Consider the following 16,502-nt stretch of genomic DNA (forward strand, 5'->3'; position numbering starts at 1 on the left):
ACTAGAGGGCACCCTTCGTGGACGGCAGGATCCCGGCCGCGCGCGGATCGCGCTCCGAGGCGTAACGCAGCGCCCGCGCCAGCGCCTTGAACTGGCACTCCACGATGTGGTGGGCGTTGCGTCCGTACGGCACGTGGACGTGCAGCGCGATCTGTGCCTGGGCCACGAAGGACTCCAGGATGTGCCGGGTCATCGTGGTGTCGTACGCGCCGATCATCGGCGCCATGTTCTCCGGCTCGGTGTGCACGAGGTACGGGCGGCCGGAGAGGTCGACGGTCACCTGGGCCAGCGACTCGTCCAGCGGCACGGTGCAGTTTCCGAAGCGGTAGATCCCGACCTTGTCGCCGAGGGCCTGCTTGAAGGCGGCACCCAGCGCGAGGGCGGTGTCCTCGATGGTGTGGTGGCTGTCGATGTGCAGATCGCCGTCGGTCTTGACGGTGAGGTCGAAAAGACCGTGGCGGCCGAGCTGGTCGAGCATGTGGTCGTAGAAGCCGACCCCGGTCGCCACATCGACCTTCCCGGTGCCGTCGAGATCGATCTCCACGACGACGGACGTCTCCTTGGTGGTGCGCTCGACGCGTCCTACCCGGCTCATCGCTTCTGCTCCTTCGGGGGTGTGGGGATGTCCCCCACGGAACTGTTCAGTGCGCGCACCGCATCCAGGAACGCGTCGTTCTCTTCGGGGGTGCCGGCGGTCACCCGCAGCCGGCCCGGTACGCCGTTGTCACGGACCAGGACGCCCCGGTCGAGGATCTGCTGCCACGCGGCGTGGGCGCCGCCCTCGCCGTCGAACCGACCGAACTGGACGAAGTTGGCGTCGGAGTCGGTCACCTCGTAGCCGATGGCGCGCAGCCCGTCGACCAGCCGGTCCCGCTCGTCCTTGAGCTGCTCGACGTACTTCAGCAGCGTATCGGTGTGCTCCAGGGCCGCCAGCGCGGTGGCCTGGGTGACGGCGGAGAGGTGGTACGGGAGCCTCACCAGCTGCAGGGCGTCGACCACGGCGCGGTGCGCCGCGAGATAGCCGAGGCGCAGTCCGGCGGCGCCGAACGCCTTGGACATGGTCCGCGAGACGACGAGGTTCGGCCTGCCCTCGAGCAGCGGGAGCAGCGAGGGCCGGTGGCTGAACTCGACGTACGCCTCGTCGACGACGACCAGCGCCCCCGCCGCGTCCGCCCTGGCCCGCTGGGCGGCCTCGTACAGCGCGAGGACCGTCTCCGGCGCGACGGCCGTGCCGGTGGGGTTGTTGGGCGAGGTGATGAACACGACGTCGGGCCGGTGCTCGGCGATCGCGTCCGCCGCCGCCTTCTCGTCGATGGTGAAGTCGTCGTTGCGCGGACCGGAGATCCAGCCGGTGCCGGTGCCCCGCGCGATGAGCGCATGCATCGAGTACGACGGCTCGAAGCCGATGGCGGTGCGTCCCGGGCCGCCGAAGGTCTGCAGCAGCTGCTGGATGACCTCGTTGGAGCCGTTGGCCGCCCACACGTTCTCCAGGGCGACCGGGTGCTTCCCGGTGCGGGTGAGGTACCGGGCGAGTTCGGTGCGCAGCTCGACCGCGTCCCGGTCGGGGTAGCGGTTGAGGCCGCGCGCGGCCTCGCGCACCCGCTCGGCGATCCTCTCGACGAGCGCCTCGGGAAGCGGGTACGGGTTCTCGTTGGTGTTCAGCTGCACGGGCACGTCGAGCTGCGGCGCGCCGTACGGCGACTTGCCGCGCAGCTCTTCGCGGATGGGCAGGTCGTCGATGCCGATGTCGGTCGTGCTCACTTGCTCGGGGGCACCTTCCAGTCACTGTGCTTGTCCGGTTCGCCTCCGGCAACGTGCTCGCCCGGTTCGCCTCCGGCAAACCGTGCCTTCACGGCGGCGCCGTGCGCCGGGAGGTCCTCCGCGTTCGCGAGGGTCACCACGTGGTGGGCGACGTCGGCGAGCGCCTCGCGCGTGTAGTCGACGATGTGGACGCCGCGCAGGAAGGACTGGACGGAGAGGCCGGAGGAGTGGCAGGCGCAGCCGCCGGTGGGCAGCACGTGGTTGGACCCGGCGCAGTAGTCGCCGAGGGAGACCGGCGACCAGGGGCCGACGAAGATCGCACCCGCGTTGCGCACCCGGTCGGCCACGGCGGCCGCGTCGGCGGTCTGGATCTCCAGGTGCTCGGCTCCGTACGCGTCGACGACGCGCAGGCCCTCATCGACGCTGTCGACGAGGACGATCGCGGACTGCTTCCCGGACAGCGCCGGGAGGATCCGGTCCTCGACGTGCTTGGTCGCGGCGATCTGCGGGACCAGCTCGCGCTCGACCGCGTCGGCGAGCTCGGGCGAGTCGGTGACCAGCACGGCCGCGGCCAGCGGGTCGTGCTCGGCCTGGCTGATCAGGTCGGCCGCGACATGTGCCGGGTCGGCGGTGGAGTCGGCGAGGACCGCGATCTCGGTGGGGCCGGCCTCGGTGTCGATGCCGATGCGGCCGGTGAAGTAGCGCTTGGCGGCGGCGACCCAGACGTTGCCGGGACCGGTCACCATGTTCGCGGGCGCACATCCGTCGGGCCCCGAGGTGCCGTACGCGAACATCGCGACGGCCTGGGCGCCGCCCACGGCGTACACCTCGTCGACGCCGAGCAGCGCGCAGGCGGCGAGGATCGTCGGGTGCGGCAGCCCGCCGAACTCCTTCTGCGGCGGGGAGGCGAGCGCGACGGACTCGACGCCGGCCTCCTGCGCCGGCACGGCGTTCATGATCACGGACGAGGGGTAGACCGAACGGCCGCCCGGCGCGTACAGCCCGACACGCTCGACCGGAACCCACTTCTCGGTCACGGTGCCGCCCGGCACCACCCGGGTGGTGTGGGTCTCGCGGCGCTGGGCGCGGTGGACGGTCCTGGCCCGGCGGACGGACTCCTCCAGGGCGGCCCTGACCTCGGGGTCGAGCTGCTCGAGCGCCTCCACGAGGGCCTTCTCGGGCACGCGGACCCGGTCCAGGGTCACGCCGTCGAACCTCTCCGCGTACTCGATCAGCGCCGCCGTCCCGCGATGATGCACGTCCTCGCAGATGGGCCGCACCTTCTCCAGGGCGGCTTCCACGTCGAACTCGGCACGGGGCAGCAGGTCGCGCAGCGCGGCACCCTCGGGGAGGGCGTCGCCGCGGAGGTCGATACGAGAGATCACGGGTCAATTCTCTCAGACGGGATCCGTGTACCGGCCTTCCGTATCACTGGCTGATACACGCCCACCCGTCGGACGGTCACGGGACGTGAACGGCGTCCACCCCGTGCGACCCCGGGGCCCCCGGCGGCCGGACCGCCCCTCACGGCACTGATGTCGGTCATGACCACTCGTGTTCAGTCCGTTACCCAGCGGGAAGAACGGCAGTACGAGACCGGGTAGGCGGACCGGGGGAAAGCGAGGGAGCGGCATTGACCGAGCCGCAGGGTGTCGACATGCCCAACGATCTCACCACGGCGGAACGCACGATGTGGACCTCGTTCGAGTACGGAATGGCGTGCGATCTTCGCGACGGCAATCCGCTGCTGAACGATCCCTTCTCCGACCTGGAGTGGGGACCCGGGCGGAGCGTGCGCGCCGATGTGATCGCACTGCTGCTGCTCAGCGGCCCTCCGGCGCGTCCGGGCCGGGTCTGCGCGCTGAAGCTGCTGGGCGCGTACGTGACGGGGAAGCTCACGCTGGCGGGCGGCTCGATCGGCCCGTACGTCGAGCTGACCGGCTGTCGTTTCGAGAGCGAGCTGACGCTGCCGGAGTCGCGGTTCACCACGCTGCGGCTGGTGGGGTGCGCGATACCGCGGCTGGAGGCCGCCCGGCTGCACACCGAGGGCGATCTGCATCTGCCGCGCTGCCGCGTCGAGCACGGGATACGCCTCACGGACGCCCAGATAGGCACGGATCTGCTGATCAACCAGATCCGGGTGCGGCCGGACCGGCTCGGCCGGGCCATCACGGCGGACGGCCTGTCCGTGGGACAGGATCTGCAGGCCGAGCTGATCGAGACGTACGGCGAGTTCAGTCTGCGCGGTGCGAAGGTCGGCGTGTCGCTGAGCCTGCGCGGCAGCCGGCTGCGGGCGGTCGAGGGCCGGCGCGCGCTCAACGCCCCCCAGCTGACGGTGGAGCGCACGCTGTACCTGACCAGGGCATGGGTCGACGGTGCCGGTGACCAGGGCGCCACTCCCCCGTTCGGCCTCTCCTACGACGCCCCGGGGCGCGGGACCGGCGCGCGGGAGCAGCGCTTCGAGTGCCACGGCGGGGTGCGGCTGGACGACGGCCGCTTCGGTGACGCCGTCGACTTCCACCACGCCCGGTTCGTGCTGTCGGAGGCACGCCGGGAGGAGCTGTCGCTGCGCCGGATCGCCACGCCGGAGCTGCGCTTCAACGGGGAACGGCCGGAACAGGGCCGCGTGGTGCTGAACGGCGCGAAGGTCGTCACGCTCATCGACCACTCCACGAGCTGGCCGGGTCCGGGCGGGCTGGCGATGGGCGGATTCGTGTACGAGAACCTGGTGCCCTACAGCCGCTTCCCGCTCTCGCGCCGGCTGGAGTGGGTCGCGGCGGCCACCCCCGAGTACCAGCCGGAGCCGTACGAACGGCTGGCGACCGTGCTGCGCAACAGCGGCGAGGACGCGGACGCCCGCGAGGTGCTCCTCGCCAAGCAGCGCCGCCGCCGGGAGAGCCTGCCGCTCGCCGCGAAGCTCTGGGGCTACGTCCAGGACTGGACGGTGGCGTACGGCTACCGCCCCGGCCGGGCGGCGCTGTGGATGGCGGTGCTCTGGGCGGCCGGCGCGGTGGCGTTCTCCCGCTACGCCCCGGACGCGATGAAGCCGAACGAGCATCCGGAGTGGAACCCTTCGCTCTACGCCCTCGATCTGCTCCTGCCGGTGATCAATCTCGGTCAGGACGGCTACTGGCGGCTCGAAGGCCACTGGCAGTGGGTGGCCGCGGCCCTGGTGCTCCTGGGCTGGATACTCGCGACGACCGTGGCGGCGGGGGCCTCCCGGCTGCTCAGACGCAGTTGAGCGGGCCTCGCCGCCGGAGCACGGGGGCGTGCCCCGGGAGCGCGCCGAGCGCCCCTCGTGCGCCGTGAGTGCGCGCTCCTTTGCGCTTTCTTGACCTGAGTCAGGACAACCATTCCACCTGCTACCAAAACTTCACAGATGCCCTCTGGCGCGGCCCCGACCTGCGGCTTTCAATGGTCCGCACCATGTCTCTGCTGCGCGCCCTGATCAGCACCGCCCGCATGGTCCGGCACACCCCGCGGCTCGCCGACGGACTGCCCCCGGACGATGCGGTACTGCTCGACGCCCCGGACGGGGAGCTCGGGCCCGCGCTCGTGGCCGCCGCGGTGGGCGACCACGAACCGGCCGCCAAGCTGCTGGCCACCACGCGGGGCGCGGCCGAGTGGGAGAACCGCGACCGGTACGTGATGCGGCTCGCGGCGTTCGCGTACAGCCGCCCCGACTGGCTCGCCGGCTGGCTCGCCGCCTCGCCGCGCGACCCCGACGCCCTGCTCGTGAAGGCCGAACTCGAGGTCCGCAGGGCGTGGGAGTCGCCCGCGAGCGTCGAGCGGCTGCGCGAGGTCGGCCCGCTGGTCCACGCCGCGGCCGAGGCCGATCCGCGTGATCCCGTGCCCTGGCGGCTCGCCCTGGACCACGCGCGCGGCACGCACGCCACGCACACCGCGTTCGAGGCGCTGTGGGAGCAGGCGGTCCGCCGTTCCTCGCACCACTACGGCTGCCATGTCGCCGCCCTCCGGTACCTGTCGGCGGTCTGGCACGGCTCGCACCGGGAGTGCTTCGACTTCGCCGAGCGCGCGGCCGAGGACTCCCTGCCCGGCTCGCTGGTGCAGGCCCTGCCGGTGCGCGCGGCCCTGACGCTGCTGCTCGCGGGGGCCGCCACCGGCGTGCAGGGGGACCGGATCGACGCGGCCGCGGACCGCGCCGCGGAGCTGTCCGCCCGGTACCGCAGCGGCGATCCCTGGCCCGCCGAGGTGCGCAATCTCCTGGTGTACGTGCTGATCGCGCGCGGCCGCTGGAACGAGGCCCTGGAGCAGTTCCGCGCGATCGGCCCGTACGCCACGTCGTTCCCGTGGAACCGGGTGACGGACGATCCGCTCGGCCAGTTCCTGGAGGCACGGGACGGGGTCCGCATCGAGGTGGCGTCCTCGACGCCGCTCCGCGGGGGCCGCCGGATCCGCGCCGCCGGCCCGGCCGGTGCCGGCCAGGGACGGGCGGCCGGACGCGCCCTGCCCGGCGACCACTACGCTTGACCGCTGTGACCACCGCTCGCCTGCCTCTCTTTCCGCTCAACGCGGTGCTTTTCCCCGGCCTCGTGCTGCCGCTGAACGTCTTCGAGGAGCGTTATCGCGCCATGATGCGCGAGCTGCTGAAGACCGACGAGTCCGAGCCCCGCCGGTTCGCCGTGGTCGCCATCCGCGACGGCCGCGAGGTCGCGCCGACCGCACCCGGGATGCCGGACCAGACCGCCCGGCCGGAGAAGGGTCCGGCCGCCGGCTTCGGCCCGGACCCGATCCAGGCGTTCCACCGCGTCGGCTGCATCGCCGACGCCGCGACGATCCGCGAGCGCGCCGACGGCAGCTTCGAGGTGCTGGCCACCGGCACGACCCGGGTGAAACTCCTGTCGGTCGACGCGAGCGGACCGTTCCTGACGGCCGAACTCGAGGAGATCCCGGAGGAGTCCGGCGAGGGCGCGGGCACGCTGGCCGAGGGCGTGCTGCGGGCGTTCCGCAGCTACCAGAAGCGCCTGGCCGGCGCCCGGGAACGCTCGCTGTCGACGGCCGCGGAGCTTCCGGACGAGCCCTCGGTGGTCTCGTACCTGGTCGCCGCGGCGGCCGTGCTCGACACGCCGGCGAAGCAGAAACTCCTGCAGGCACCCGACACGGCGACCCGGCTGCGCGAGGAGCTGAAGCTGCTGCGGGCCGAGACCGCGGTGATACGTCATCTGCCGTCGCTGCCCGCGGTCGACCTGACCCGCTCGCCGACGAGCCCGAACTGAGCCGGACCGACCAGGGCGAGGGAGCAGGACCATGGCGAAGAAGGCCAGGAAGCAGCAGGGCGGCACGCCGGCGACGGTGGCGCTGACGGCCGCGGGCACGACGTTCACCGTGCACGCGTACGAGCACGACCCCGCGTCCCCGTCGTACGGGGAGGAGGCGGCGCGGGCCCTGGGCGTGGCGCCGGAGCGGGTCTTCAAGACGCTGGTCGCGGACGTGGACGGCGAGCTGACGGTCGCCGTGGTGCCCGTCGCGGGGCAACTCGACCTGAAGGCGCTGGCCACGGCGGTCGGCGGCAAGCGGGCGTCGATGGCCGACCCGGCGGCGGCTGAACGCACCACGGGCTACGTCCGGGGCGGCATCTCTCCGCTGGGCCAGCGCAAGCGCCTGCGCACGGTGCTGGACTCCTCGGCGTCCGCGTACCCGACGATCTGCGTCTCTGCGGGCCGGCGCGGGCTCGAGGTGGAACTGTCCCCCACGGACCTGGCCTCACTGACGCACGCGGTCCTGGCGCCGATCGGGCGCGTCTAGCACCGTGTGGGGCCTCTCGGCGTCCGCGTACCCGACGAGCTGCCTCCCCACAGGCCGACCCAGGCCCGAAGCCACCCCCACGAACCCGGGCCCGGGCCCCGCTCAACGCCCCGACGCCGACCGGACGCACACAGCGCGTGAAACGCCTCCGCGTGCGCGGCCCGCACGCCCTCTCGACGGCCGGCCCGTCCTCGGCTACGACCGAAGGACGTGCCGACCCGAGGGGGTATCCGTGTCCAAGCGCACGCGCAAGCGGAAGTGGCGGCTGAAGAAGCGCCGGGCGAACCACGGCCGCCGACCGGCCTGACGCACGTGCGCCGCCGCCCTGCCGCCCCTTCCGGGTAACGGTGCGGCGGCGGCTCACCGCGCGGATGCCGGTCCCGCGCCTCGATCACGCGGGCGTGGGAGCGTCGACCGGCGGCCGTGGACGCCGCGGTTCCACGTGTGGCGCCGCTCCACGGCGGCACGCTCGGCGGCCGCGGCGACGCGTACGGAGTCCTCGCGCGGGCGGACCGGCCGCCTGCCACGCCCGACCTGCCCGTTGCCGTCTCCCCCTGCCCTCCGGGCGACGAGCACGAGGCGTGCGGAGGGCGCCCCGGCCACCGGGGCTGTGTGAGAGCGCGAGCCTGCGGCGAAGCCGCGGTGCGCGGCGGCCGCGCGTGAGGACCGTGAGCGCACGGCCGGTGGCCCCGGAGGCCCCGCCCGTCGACGAGCCCGACTGTGTCCGTCCCCGCCCGCAGGACGCGCAGCCTGATCCACCCGAACCCAGCGGCCGCGTCGGAGGCCATGACCGCTCGGCCGTTCGTTCCGGAGACTCAGCCCTCCGGCAGAGCGCCCGTGCCCCGCCCGCCGGACGCTCAGCCCTGGTGCTCCGGGCCCAGCGGGGGCCACTCCGGCTCGGGGTCACGCGGGGCGAACAGAGCGGTCAGGGCCAGATGCATGACCATCGCGGCGATGGGCCAGGCCAGCAGCGCGCCCTTGGCGCGCAGGCGCAGCGGCGCGTCGAAGACGACGCCCTGGCCGACCGCCCGGGCGTGGGCGACGACGTCCTGTTCGGGGCCGAACACATAGCCCGTGCCCCAGGCGAGCGCGGACGCGAGGATGCCGCCGAGGGCCAGTGCGGCGACGATCACGATGCCCCCGCGGCGGTTGAACCAGAAGGTGACCGCGGCGCTGAGCACGCCGAAACCGAGCGCCAGCAGGACGAAGGTACCGTCCGCGCCCGCCGCCTCCTCGCCCTCGGTGTCCGCGAAGAAGACCGCCTTGTCGGTCGAGATCAGCGGCACCTTCGGGGCCAGCCACAGCCACAGCAGGCCGAGCGCGATCCCGGCGAGCGTCACGGCCACCAGGACGACGGCCGCCCGGCGCAGTTCGCTCCTCATCTCCAGCCCTTCTCCGTCCGGGTGCGGCGCGGGGTACGGGTGGTTCCAGGACGTGTCGTGCGGGGCGGGCCGGTGGGGCGGCGTCAGGGGTGCTGTCACCCTGACATCGTGCCAAACGTCCCTGTGGCCCGCCTCACCGGCCGCGATCTCAGCGGACCGCGGCCCGCCGGTACGCCCAGGTCGCGACGGCCAGCGAGACCACGCCCACCGCCGCGCAGACGGCGAGATCCAGCGCGACCGTCGGCCAGTGCGGATGAGCATCGAACGTACGAGTGAACGCCTCCACTCCGTACGTGGACGGCAGCAGGTCCCGCGCGAACGCGATCGGCCCGGGCAGCCGCCCCGCCGGGAGCACGCCCAGCAGCAGCGCCGCCGACATGCCCAACTGGCCGAGGAGCGTCGCCAGTTCCTGGCGCGGCGCGAGCAGGCCGAGCGCCGCGCCCAGCCCGGCCAGCGCGGCGCCGGCGAGCGGGATGACCGCCGCCAGCACCCAGAGGTGGGTGAGCGGCAGCCCGAACAGCGCCGAGCCGACGACCGCCGTCACCACCGTCCCCGGCACGGTGAACGAGGCGTAGGCCCCCGCCGCCCCGAGCACCACCGCCGCCGGCGGCACCGGCAGCGTCGCATAGTGGTCCAGACCACCGGAAGCGCGGAGCTGGCCGAAGTACTGGGCCAGCAGATTGAGCGCGACGAAGGCCACGACCAGGACGGACGACCCGGCGACCACCGCCCGCGCCTCCGCCCCGCCGTCCACGACCCCGCGCATCAGCACCATGATTCCGACGGACTGGAACGTGGCGACGAAGAGCAGTGGTATCCGGGCGACACGGGCCCGGGACAGCTGGGCGCGGTACACCGCCGCGAGCGCCGGCAGCAGCCGGGCGCGCGGGGCGAGCGGCGCGGCACCCCCGTCGTTCCCGCCGAGGGCGTCGTACGCCCCCCGCACACGCGCGGACACGGCCTCCGCAGGCACGATGCTCACCTGGTGCAGCTCCTGTTCGGTACGGACGGCGTCGGTACGGGTGACGGCTCACGGCTCACGCCTTCACCAGCCCCTTCGTCGCGTGGCCGCCGAGCGAGAGGTACACGTCCTCCAGGCTCGGCGTGGCCAGGGTGAAGTCGTCGAGGGCCGAGAACGCCTCGCCACCGGTCACCGCGGCGACCGCCGCGCGGGCCTCGTCCGGGGCGAGCCGGAGGATCCAGCGGCGCCCGGACTCCTCGGCGGACGGCCGGAGCGCGGCGACCTCGGGCACGTCGAGGGGGGCCCGCTCGCGCCAGACGAGTTCCACCCGGACCTCCCCGGCGACGCGCTCCTTGAGCCCGGCGGGCGTGTCACAGGCGATGACCTTGCCCCGCTCCAGCACGGCGACCCGGTCGAGGACGGTCTCCGCCTCGATGACGTTGTGGGTGACGAGGAGGACGGTCACCTCGTGCTCGGCTCGCCGGCGGTCGACCGCGGCCCAGACCGCCCGTCGGGCGACCGGGTCCATCCCGGTGGTGGGCTCGTCCAGCACCAGTACCGGCCGCTCCCCCACCAGGGTGGCGGCGAAACAGGCGAGCCGCCGCTGGCCCCCGGAGAGCTTCTTCAGCGGCCGCCCGGCGAGGCCGGTCAGGCCGAGCTCCTCCAGGACCGTGTCGCGTTCGGCGCGCGCCTGCCGCGCCCCGAGGCCCCGCAGCCGGCCCGTCGTCTCGGCGGCGAGCGCGACGGTCAGCTCGTCGAGGGCGGTGGACTCCTGGCCGAGGTAGCCGATGAGCCGGGACGCCCGCTCGGGGTGGCGTACGAGATCGTGGCCGAGCACCTCGACGGTGCCGGAGTCCGGGCGCATCAGACCGGTCAGCTGGCGGACCAGGGTCGACTTGCCCGCCCCGTTGGGGCCGAGCAGACCGAAGATCTCCCCGCGCCGCACGCCGAGGCCGATCCCGTCGTTGGCACGCACCTCGGGGGTCGCGGGAACCCCCCGCCGGGCACGCGCGGCGGGGTACGTCTTGACCAGATCCCGCACCACGCACACCGTACTCACGAGGGACGAGCCTAAGGGGTAGCCCGGCCTAGTCCCCGGCCGGGGCGCGTTCCGTGGCCGCTCGGACATCGATCTCCCGCCAGAATCCGGCCCTGATGGCATAGCGGTCGTGCTCGTCGATCTGGTCGTCCTTGTGCGCGAGCAGCCCGAAACGGGCCGCGTACCGCAGCAGTTCGCCGTCGATGCGGTGCGGGACGCGCGGGTACATGCCGGACAGCTTCTCCACGTGCGCCGGGTCCGGCAGCCGCTCCATCCAGCGCCGGGCGAAGACCTGGCCGACCTCGAAGGGGTCGCCGCCGACGGTGGTGATGTCCTCCTCGCGGTCCGCCCAGCGCTGTTCGGCGCTGGTGAGCTGGGCGAGGGTGGGCAGGGACGCCGCCTCCGGGGACTCGGCGGGCGCGCCGCCGCCCGGGCGCTCGATCCAGCCCTTGTCGGAGGACCAGCGCAGGGTCGCCCCGGCGGCCGGATGACGTTCGGCCTGGCCGGACGGGCCGCGCAGGCCCGCCAGGTCCTTGGGGGTGGGGACGCCCTTGGTGTGGTGGTGGGCGGCGGGAGCGCCGAGGCCGTCCTCCGTGCCGCTCACGGCGGCCGGGGCCGCGGGTGCCGCGCCGTTGCCGCCCGCCACCGGGGTGCCCGTCTCCTCCTGGCGCTCCGTCGCCGGGAGTGCCGACTCGGGCAGCGGGGCGGAGAGGATGGCCGCGATCTCGGGCCGGGGCACGGGCGGCGGGGCGCAGACGCCGGTGAGCTCCTTGGCGCGCACCGCCTGGGTGATCCAGGCGCGGTCGAGGACGCGCCGCTCGTCGGCCTCGGCGACCAGGTCCTCGGACTGGTTGTAGTCGCCGTCGGCGGCCTGGACGGCCCAGAGGTGGACGGCGACGCCGTGCTCCTTCGCCGACATCAGTCCGGGGAGCAGATCACCGTCCCCGGTCACCAGGACCACGTCCGAGCAGGCCCGGTTCCTTGCGAGTTCGGTGAGCTCGGCGTGCATGGCGGCGTCGACGCCCTTCTGCGCCCAACGGCCGTCGCTGCGGGTGAGCGCGCCGAGCCGTACGGTGACGCGGGGCATGACGCGCAGGCGGCGGTGCTCGGGCTGGGGCACCCGGTCCGGGGCGCCGTCGAACCAGTAGATGCGCAGCAACGGGCGTTCGGTGTCCGCCTCCGCGCGCTCGCGCAGGGCCTGGATGAGGGCGGCGTGGTCGACGGTGATGCGGGAACGGGCCGGTTCCCCGGCGAGGAGGCTCGCGGCGGCTCCCAGCAGATAGCCGGCGTCCACCAGGACGACGCAGCGGTCCACGCGTTCCACCCTCTTTCGGGAACCTCGGGATCGGAGTTGCTTCGGGTTTCCTTCGAGTCTGCCCGAACGCCGGAAGGTTGACCGCCGGAACTCGATCATCGGCGTGGCGGGGAGTGAGGCCGCACCGTAACAGCAGCTTGTTACTCACTGCAATCATCCGAAATGCGCAGAGTATTCGGCTATGTGACGCTGAGGACGGCCCTGGCCCCTACATCCCACGGGAGGCATCACCATGGCCAAGAACAAGAACCGAGAACGCAAGGCCCAGAGCGGCTCCACCGCCGAGCGCGGCGCCCAGGAGGCCCGTACCACGGAGGCTCAGGCGGACGCGCCGATCGCGACGAGCATCGCCCACAAGGGACGGCAGAAGCGCTTCGGCCACAACTGACGTTTCACTCCCGGCATACGGATCCCGTGTGACGTATGTGTGAGGGGCGCGCCCGGAGACCGGGCGCGCCCCTCATGTGCAGCCCGTGCGCCACGTGCGGGCCCCGCGCCCGGAGCCGGGGGCATGCGCCGCGGGCCCCGGCCGCCGACGGTCCGCCCGGGCACACCGCGGGGGCCCGGGCGTCGCAAGGGTCCCGGTCCTCAGCCCGCCAGGCAGGACGGGCCGAGCAGCACCTTGAGGTCGCCGAACAGCGCGGGATCGGCCTGGACCCGGTGCCGGTCGAGACGCAGCACGGTGGTCTTGCGGGCGCCCTGGAGCTTGATCCGCACCTCCGTGTTGCCCTTGTGGTGACCGAGGATCTCGCCGAGCCGGCTGACCATGGGCGGGGTGACCTTCACCGTCGGAATGGTGATCACCACGGGCGCGTTGGTGCCCGCAGAGGACAGGTCCGGGACCATCAGCTCCATGGCGACGAGCCGCGGGACGTCCTCGCGCTTGTCGAGGCGGCCCTTCACGAAGACGACCGTGTCCTCGACGAGCTGGGTGGACACCAGCTGGTACGTCGCCGGGAAGAACATGCACTCGATGGAGCCGGCCAGGTCCTCCACGGTGGCGATCGCCCAGGCGTTGCCCTGCTTCGTCATCTTCCGCTGGAGGCCCGAGATGATGCCGCCGATGGTGACGACCGCGCCGTCCGAGTGCTCCCCGCCGGTCAGCTGCGCGATGGCGGCGTCGGTCTTGTCGCTCAGTACGTGCTCGATACCGAAGAGCGGGTGGTCGGAGACGTACAGTCCGAGCATCTCGCGCTCCTGCGCGAGCAGGTACGACTTCTCCCACTCCACGTCGGAGAACTCGACGTCGAGCCCGAAGCCCGGCTCGCTGCTCGTCTCGTCGCCCATGCCCCCGAAGAGGTCGAACTGGCCCTCGGCCTCCTTGCGCTTGACCGCGACCACGTTGTCGATCATCGGTTCGTGCTGGGCGACCAGGCCCTTGCGGGTGTGGCCCATCTCGTCGAAGGCACCGGCCTTGATGAGCGACTCGATGGTCCGCTTGTTGCAGACGACCGCCTCGACCTTGTCCAGGAAGTCCGGGAACGACGTGTACTTCCCCTTGGCCTTGCGGGACTTGATGATCGATTCCACGACGTTCTGCCCGACGTTCCGGACGGCCGTGAGGCCGAAGAGGATCACGTCGTCGCCCTGGGCCGCGAAGTTCGGCTCCGACTCGTTCACATTGGGCGGCAGGACCTTGATGCCCATGCGGCGGCACTCGTTCAGATAGACGGCGGACTTGTCCTTGTCGTCCTTGACCGAGGTGAGCAGCGCCGCCATGTACTCGGCGGGGTGGTTGGCCTTGAGGTAGGCCGTCCAGTACGAGACGAGGCCGTAGGCGGCGGAGTGCGCCTTGTTGAAGGCGTATCCGGCGAAGGGGACCAGCACGTCCCACAGGGCCTGGATGGCCTGGTCGCTGTAGCCGTTCTTCCGCGCGCCCGCCTGGAAGATCGTGAAGTTCTTGGCCAGTTCCTCGGGCTTCTTCTTGCCCATCACACGGCGGAGGATGTCGGCCTCGCCGAGGGAGTAGCCGGCGATGATCTGGGCGGCCTTCTGCACCTGCTCCTGGTAGACGATCAGGCCGTAGGTGACGTCCAGGACCTCCTTGAGCGGCTCCTCCAGCTCCGGGTGGATCGGGGTGATCTCCTGCTGGCCGTTCTTGCGGAGGGCGTAGTTCGTGTGCGAGTTCATGCCCATCGGGCCCGGCCGGTAGAGGGCCGACACGGCGGAGATGTCCTCGAAGTTGTCGGGCTTCATCAGCCGCAGCAGCGAGCGCATGGGACCGCCGTCGAACTGGAACACTCCGAGGGTGTCGCCGCGCTGCAGCAGCTCGAACGTCGTGGGGTCGTCGAGCGGCAGGCTCAGGAGATCGATGTCGATCCCCTTGTTGGCCTTCACCATCTTGACGGCGTCGTCCATGATCGTGAGGTTGCGCAGGCCCAGGAAGTCCATCTTCAGCAGGCCGAGCGACTCACAGCTCGGGTAGTCCCACTGGGTGATGGTCACCCCGTCGGTGTGCCTCACCCACACGGGGACGTGCTCGGTGATGGTCTCGCTGGACATGATCACGCCGGCGGCGTGGACGCCCATCTGCCGGACCAGGCCCTCCACACCGCGGGCGGTGTCGATGACCTTCTTCACGTCCGGCTCGTTCTCGTACATCCCGCGGATCTCGCCGGCCTCGCTGTAGCGCGGGTGCTGGGGGTCGAGGATGCCGGAGAGCGGGATGCCCTTGCCGAGGACGTCGGCGGGCATGGCCTTGGTGAGCCGGTCGCCCATCGCGTACGGGTAGCCGAGCACGCGGGCGGAGTCCTTGATCGCGTTCTTGGCCTTGATGGTGCCGTACGTGCCGATCATGGCGACCTTGTCGGCGCCGTACTTCTCCGTCACGTACCTGATCACCTCGACGCGCCTGCGCTCGTCGAAGTCGATGTCGACGTCGGGCATCGAGATGCGCTCGGGGTTGAGGAAGCGCTCGAAGATCAGACCGTGCGGGATCGGGTCCAGGTCCGTGATGCCCAGGGCGTAGGCCACGATCGAGCCGGCCGCGGAGCCTCGGCCGGGGCCCACCGCGATGCCCTGCTTCTTGGCCCACATGATGAAGTCGGCGACGACGAGGAAGTACCCGGGGAAGCCCATCGAGATGATGGTGTCCATCTCGTACTCGACCTGCTTGAGGCGGTCCTCGGGGATGCCGCCGGGGAAGCGGCGCTCCATGCCGCGCATGGTCTCCTCGCGGAACCAGGAGACCTCCGTGTACCCCTCGGGGATGTCGAACTTCGGCATCAGGTCGCGCTTCTCGAACATCCCGGTCGTGTCGACCTGCTCGGCGACCAGCAGCGTGTTGCGGCAGCCCTCCTGCCAGGCGTCCGACGAGTCGATGGCGTACATCTCGTCGGTCGACTTCAGGTAGTAGCCGGTGCCGTCGAACTTGAAGCGGTCCGGGTCCGAGAGGTTCTTTCCGGTCTGGATGCACAGCAGCGCGTCGTGGGCGCCGGCCTCGTGGGAGTACGTGTAGTGCGAGTCGTTGGTCACCAGCGGCGGGATGCCGAGCTTCCTGCCGATCTCCAGCAGCCCGTCGCGGACGCGGCGCTCGATCTCGATGCCGTGGTCCATCAGCTCCAGGAAGTACCGGTCCTTGCCGAAGATGTCCTGGTACTCGGACGCCGACTTCAGGGCCTCGTCGAACTGACCGAGGCGCAGCCGGGTCTGGAGCTCCCCCGAGGGGCAGCCCGTGGAGGCGATCAGGCCCTCGGACCACTTGGAGATGGTCTCCTTGTCCATCCGGGGCCACTTCTGGAGCCAGCCCTCGGCGTACGCGTCCGAGGAGAGACGGAAGAGGTTGTGCAGTCCCGTCGCGTTCGCCGCCCAGATCGTCTTGTGGGTGTAACCGCCGGAACCGGAGACGTCGTCCCGCTTCTGGTGCGGCTGGCCCCACAGGATCTTCCGCTTGTTCCGCCGGGACTCCGGGGCGACATAGGCCTCGATGCCGATGATCGGGGTGACTCCGGCCTTCTGCGCGGAGTGGAAGAAGTCGTACGCGCCGTGGAGGTTGCCGTGATCGCTCATGGCGATGTGCGTCATGCCCATCTCGTTGCAGGCATTGAACATGTCCTTGAGCCGCGCGGCACCGTCCAGCAGCGAGTACTGGGTGTGGACGTGAAGGTGCGTGAAGGGCGGCTTGGTCACGGCGGGAGGCCTCCAGGACGGTCTGGGTGGACAGCGTGGAAGTCTATGCCTCCGCACCGACAGAAGAGGGCCCGGCACCACGACCCGGCGGGGAGTGGCAGGTGGGCGCCCCGGGCACTCCGCACTACCGTCGTGCGTTGAGCGTGACGG

Annotated in this window: 13 protein-coding genes; 5 read left to right on the forward strand and 8 right to left on the reverse strand. The window is 71.9% G+C overall.

Annotated features, from left to right (window positions below):
• Nucleotide 1: 1 nt before the first annotated feature.
• From hisB to hisD, 3 genes are read right to left on the reverse strand one after another with little or no spacing between them, the layout of a single operon-like run.
• A complete protein-coding gene (hisB, locus tag QRN89_RS08480) occupies nt 2-595 on the reverse strand; it encodes an imidazoleglycerol-phosphate dehydratase HisB (RefSeq protein ID WP_138055870.1) in 594 nt (197 codons plus the stop codon).
• Nucleotides 592-1,761, reverse strand: a complete 1,170-nt coding sequence (locus QRN89_RS08485; protein ID WP_290348734.1) for a histidinol-phosphate transaminase — start codon at nt 1,759-1,761, stop codon at nt 592-594. The genes hisB and QRN89_RS08485 overlap by 4 nt, the downstream gene beginning before the upstream one ends.
• Nucleotides 1,758-3,146 (reverse strand): histidinol dehydrogenase, encoded by a 1,389-nt coding sequence (hisD, locus tag QRN89_RS08490; RefSeq protein ID WP_290348735.1) that lies wholly within the window; start codon nt 3,144-3,146, stop codon nt 1,758-1,760. Before hisD ends, QRN89_RS08485 begins: the two co-directional genes overlap by 4 nt.
• Before the next feature lie 248 nt (nt 3,147-3,394).
• Between hisD and QRN89_RS08495 the strand changes: the two genes are divergently transcribed.
• The 4 genes from QRN89_RS08495 to ybaK all read left to right on the forward strand — a co-directional run bounded on the left by QRN89_RS08495 (nt 3,395) and on the right by ybaK (nt 7,527).
• Nucleotides 3,395-5,002 (forward strand): oxidoreductase, encoded by a 1,608-nt coding sequence (locus QRN89_RS08495; protein ID WP_290348736.1) that lies wholly within the window; start codon nt 3,395-3,397, stop codon nt 5,000-5,002.
• 173 nt (nt 5,003-5,175) lie between these two features.
• A complete protein-coding gene (locus QRN89_RS08500; protein WP_290348737.1) occupies nt 5,176-6,252 on the forward strand; it encodes a hypothetical protein in 1,077 nt (358 codons plus the stop codon).
• A 5-nt stretch (nt 6,253-6,257) separates the two neighbouring features.
• A complete protein-coding gene (locus tag QRN89_RS08505; RefSeq protein WP_290348738.1) occupies nt 6,258-6,998 on the forward strand; it encodes an LON peptidase substrate-binding domain-containing protein in 741 nt (246 codons plus the stop codon).
• 31 nt (nt 6,999-7,029) lie between these two features.
• On the forward strand, nt 7,030-7,527 hold the full coding sequence (gene ybaK, locus QRN89_RS08510) for a Cys-tRNA(Pro) deacylase (RefSeq protein WP_290348739.1): 498 nt from the start codon (nt 7,030-7,032) through the stop codon (nt 7,525-7,527).
• A gap of 857 nt (nt 7,528-8,384) precedes the next feature.
• Here ybaK and QRN89_RS08515 read toward each other — a convergent pair.
• The 4 genes from QRN89_RS08515 to QRN89_RS08530 are packed head-to-tail and all read right to left on the reverse strand — an operon-like array spanning nt 8,385 to nt 12,233.
• A complete protein-coding gene (locus QRN89_RS08515) occupies nt 8,385-9,008 on the reverse strand; it encodes an ABC transporter permease (RefSeq protein WP_290348740.1) in 624 nt (207 codons plus the stop codon).
• A gap of 49 nt (nt 9,009-9,057) precedes the next feature.
• On the reverse strand, nt 9,058-9,891 hold the full coding sequence (locus QRN89_RS08520) for an ABC transporter permease (RefSeq protein WP_290348741.1): 834 nt from the start codon (nt 9,889-9,891) through the stop codon (nt 9,058-9,060).
• 55 nt (nt 9,892-9,946) lie between these two features.
• The gene (locus tag QRN89_RS08525) at nt 9,947-10,921 is read right to left on the reverse strand and encodes an ABC transporter ATP-binding protein (RefSeq protein WP_290353623.1); all 975 of its coding nucleotides are present in this window, start codon (nt 10,919-10,921) and stop codon (nt 9,947-9,949) included.
• A gap of 37 nt (nt 10,922-10,958) precedes the next feature.
• Nucleotides 10,959-12,233: an NYN domain-containing protein gene (locus QRN89_RS08530; RefSeq protein ID WP_290348742.1), complete on the reverse strand. Its 1,275-nt coding sequence runs from the start codon at nt 12,231-12,233 to the stop codon at nt 10,959-10,961.
• 223 nt (nt 12,234-12,456) lie between these two features.
• Between QRN89_RS08530 and QRN89_RS08535 the strand changes: the two genes are divergently transcribed.
• Nucleotides 12,457-12,612, forward strand: coding sequence for a hypothetical protein (locus QRN89_RS08535; RefSeq protein ID WP_290348743.1), 156 nt, complete (start codon nt 12,457-12,459; stop codon nt 12,610-12,612).
• Nucleotides 12,613-12,812: 200 nt separating this feature from the next.
• Here the strand turns inward: QRN89_RS08535 and dnaE are convergent, their stop codons facing one another.
• The gene (gene dnaE / locus QRN89_RS08540; RefSeq protein ID WP_290348744.1) at nt 12,813-16,352 is read right to left on the reverse strand and encodes a DNA polymerase III subunit alpha; all 3,540 of its coding nucleotides are present in this window, start codon (nt 16,350-16,352) and stop codon (nt 12,813-12,815) included.
• Nucleotides 16,353-16,502: the final 150 nt, after the last annotated feature.

The organism is Streptomyces sp. HUAS CB01, from assembly GCF_030406905.1.
Lineage (GTDB): Bacteria > Actinomycetota > Actinomycetes > Streptomycetales > Streptomycetaceae > Streptomyces > Streptomyces chengbuensis.

Coding starts and splice junctions, on each gene's coding strand:
- QRN89_RS08500 (WP_290348737.1), top strand. CDS start 5,176: ATGGTCCGCACCATGTCTCTGCTGCGCGCCCTGATCAGCACCGCCCGC.
- hisB (WP_138055870.1), bottom strand. CDS start 595: ATGAGCCGGGTAGGACGCGTCGAGCGCACCACCAAGGAGACGTCCGTC.
- QRN89_RS08535 (WP_290348743.1), top strand. CDS start 12,457: ATGGCCAAGAACAAGAACCGAGAACGCAAGGCCCAGAGCGGCTCCACC.
- ybaK (WP_290348739.1), top strand. CDS start 7,030: ATGGCGAAGAAGGCCAGGAAGCAGCAGGGCGGCACGCCGGCGACGGTG.